The 2642-nt window shown below is 42.4% G+C and carries 3 protein-coding genes; all 3 read left to right on the top strand.

What is annotated here, in order from left to right:
- The first annotated feature begins 230 nt into the window (after window positions 1–230).
- From tnpA to tnpC, 3 genes are read left to right on the top strand one after another with little or no spacing between them, the layout of a single operon-like run.
- Complete coding sequence (tnpA, locus tag JOD21_RS19155) at window positions 231–557, top strand: IS66 family insertion sequence element accessory protein TnpA (protein WP_204731098.1); 327 nt, start codon at window positions 231–233, stop codon at window positions 555–557.
- Complete coding sequence (tnpB, locus tag JOD21_RS19150) at window positions 554–913, top strand: IS66 family insertion sequence element accessory protein TnpB (RefSeq protein ID WP_204731097.1); 360 nt, start codon at window positions 554–556, stop codon at window positions 911–913. The genes tnpA and tnpB overlap by 4 nt, the downstream gene beginning before the upstream one ends.
- Before the next feature lie 39 nt (window positions 914–952).
- Window positions 953–2554 carry an IS66 family transposase gene (gene tnpC / locus JOD21_RS19145; RefSeq protein ID WP_204731096.1) on the top strand — a complete coding sequence of 534 codons (1602 nt, stop codon included), beginning with the start codon at window positions 953–955 and terminating at the stop codon, window positions 2552–2554.
- The last annotated feature ends 88 nt before the right edge of the window (window positions 2555–2642 follow it).

Here is a 2642-nt window from a genome sequence, read left to right as displayed (position 1 = left end):
GTAAGCGTCAAACGAACCACACCTTCTGTTGTCTAGCCTTCCGTGACAAAATGAAGGAAATCAAATATGTAACCAACGTGTTCAATCAAGCTACGAATCTTTCCACGTCCTCATCATTTAGACATTTCAAATGGATCTTAAGCCAGATGAAATGCTCCTTTCTTCGAAAGGTACACCGACTGCCTCTCATCATATGAACACATTGGTTATATGGAAGGTGTGGTTATTGAATGGATGTAAAAGAAACCTCAAATCATGTGCCAAGTGGATACGTAGAAAAGATGTCGCGTATCTATGAAGAGTGGCGTGAAAGTGACTTATCATTAAAAGCGTTTTGCGAGACCCAGGATGAAGTCACGTACAGTCAGCTTCATTATTTCAGACTCACTTACCGGCCAGAGGATATTCAACAGGAACGTCCAACTGGATGGGCAAAAATTAATATGCAAGCCCCTACTACGAAGCTCGACTTGCACGTAGGACCATATAAAGTTGTGATCCCTCCGGGATTTGATAAAGAATTATTAACCGAATTGCTGGAGGTGATCACGCCATGATTCTTCAACCGGAATCTATACGCAACATTTACCTCGCTCAAGGCGTGACAGATATGCGATTATCCATTGATGGTCTTGCCGCCATCGTACAGGAAACATTTGAATTAGATCCATGTTCTTCAGATATCTTTTTGTTTTGTAACCGTGAACGAGATAAAGTGAAGATTCTACATTGGGAGCACAATGGTTTTTGGCTGTATTATCGCAGACTTGAAAATGGCCGATTCCGTTGGCCCGAAGGGCGTGAAGATGAAACCACTTCTCTGAACCCTAAACAGTTAAAGTGGTTGTTAGAAGGACTAACGATTGAAGATGGAAAAGTTCATCCGAAACTTTCCGGCATGAAAGTTATATAAGGGGTAGACCTCAGACCGAAGGTGTCGTACCCTAGGGGTATGAAAAAACAAACGACACCTTCTCATCCTAAAACTTCAAATAATGACCGCATTCATGAACTGGAAAAGCGCAACGAAGAGCTCGAAGCTCTTGTCTCTTGGTATGAAGGGCAATTCAAACAGCTTCAGACCGAGAAATTCGGCCGTTCCAGTGAAAAGATGAATACCTCCGATGGTCAGACTGAACTTCCACTTTTTAATGAAGTAGAAATTACTCAAGATTTAGCACATGAAGAACCACAGTTAAACGATAGTGATCTCGTTTCAAGTACTCAAAAAACCAAGCGGAATCGTTCATCACATGAACCGAACCTTCCGGTTGAAAAAGTCACTTATCATTTACCTGAAACTAAACAGAATTGCGAAAGCTGTGGGCATGATTTACACATCATGACAACAGAAACAAACCGCACACTTGAGATTATTCCGGCCAGTGTCAAAGTTATTGAACACGTCCAGGAAGTATATGCTTGCCGTCAGTGTCAGGAATCCGGTATTGAAACACCTATCATCAAAGCGTCAAAACCGGCATCAGTCTACCCAAAAAGCATGGCCTCTGCTTCATCGATGGCCTATGTACTGACCCAAAAATATCAGTCTGGTCTCCCGTTGTACCGTCAGGAACAACTTTTTAAACAACAGGGAATTCCTCTTTCAAGACAGACAATGGCGAACTGGGCAGTTTATGGGGCTGATCAATGGTTATCGCCATTGGTGGCACAGATGAAGGCTAAAATGATGAAGGAAGCTGTCTTACATGCAGATGAAACGTCTGTTCAAGTGCTGAACGAAGAAGGACGGGCAGCTTCATCAACTTCTTACATGTGGCTCTATCGGACTGGCCAGACTTCTTTTCCATGCGCGATCTATGATTATAAAACCACTCGTGCCGGAAAACATCCGAAGGAGTTTCTTCAAGACTTCAAAGGATTCCTTCACGTGGATGGCTATGCAGGTTATCACAAAGTGGCGAACGTGAAACTGTCTGGTTGTTGGGCGCATGCACGAAGGTATTTTGTTAAAGCTGCCAAGAGTGCCCCAAAGAAAAAGGGGGAACTGTTAAACCTCCCTGAACAGGCAGTTCAAAAAATCGGGCAGCTGTATAAGATTGAGAAAGAAATACGGGAGTTGAACTTAAATAGCGAAGAATGTCACCAGGTTCGAAAAGAAAAAAGCCTGCCAATTGTGGAGGCTTACTTCGAGTGGCTGAAAAAAATTCGTCCAACTGTGTTGCCAAAAAGCCCTTTGGGCGAAGCCATTGTATACTCACTCAATCAAAAGGATGCTTTGCTTACCCCCTTTTCAGATGGTCGACTTGAAATTGATAATAATTTAGCTGAACGTAGTATCAAACCTTTTGTGATCGGCCGAAAAAACTGGTTGTTTTCGAATTCGATGAAAGGCGCAGATACCAGCGCACTTATTTACAGTGTGATCGAATCAGCTAAAGAAAATGAGCTAAAACCGTTTGAATATCTCACTTATTTATTTGAAAAAATGCCAAACACAAATCTGTCTGACCAGCAGAACCTAGATCAGTTTCTTCCGTGGTCTAAACAAATACCTAATCACTGTCGAATTGAAAAAGTGAACAAGCATTAGAGAAAAGCCGTCCCGGAAGGGTACGGCTTTTCTGTTGCCTCAAATATGACCATGAAAGTAATCAACGTGTGAATGCTTTGACGCTTAC

The sequence above is a fragment of the Jeotgalibacillus terrae genome, from assembly GCF_016908195.1.
Lineage (GTDB): Bacteria > Bacillota > Bacilli > Bacillales > Jeotgalibacillaceae > Jeotgalibacillus > Jeotgalibacillus terrae.
This window is presented reverse-complemented; position numbering and strand designations above follow the sequence as displayed.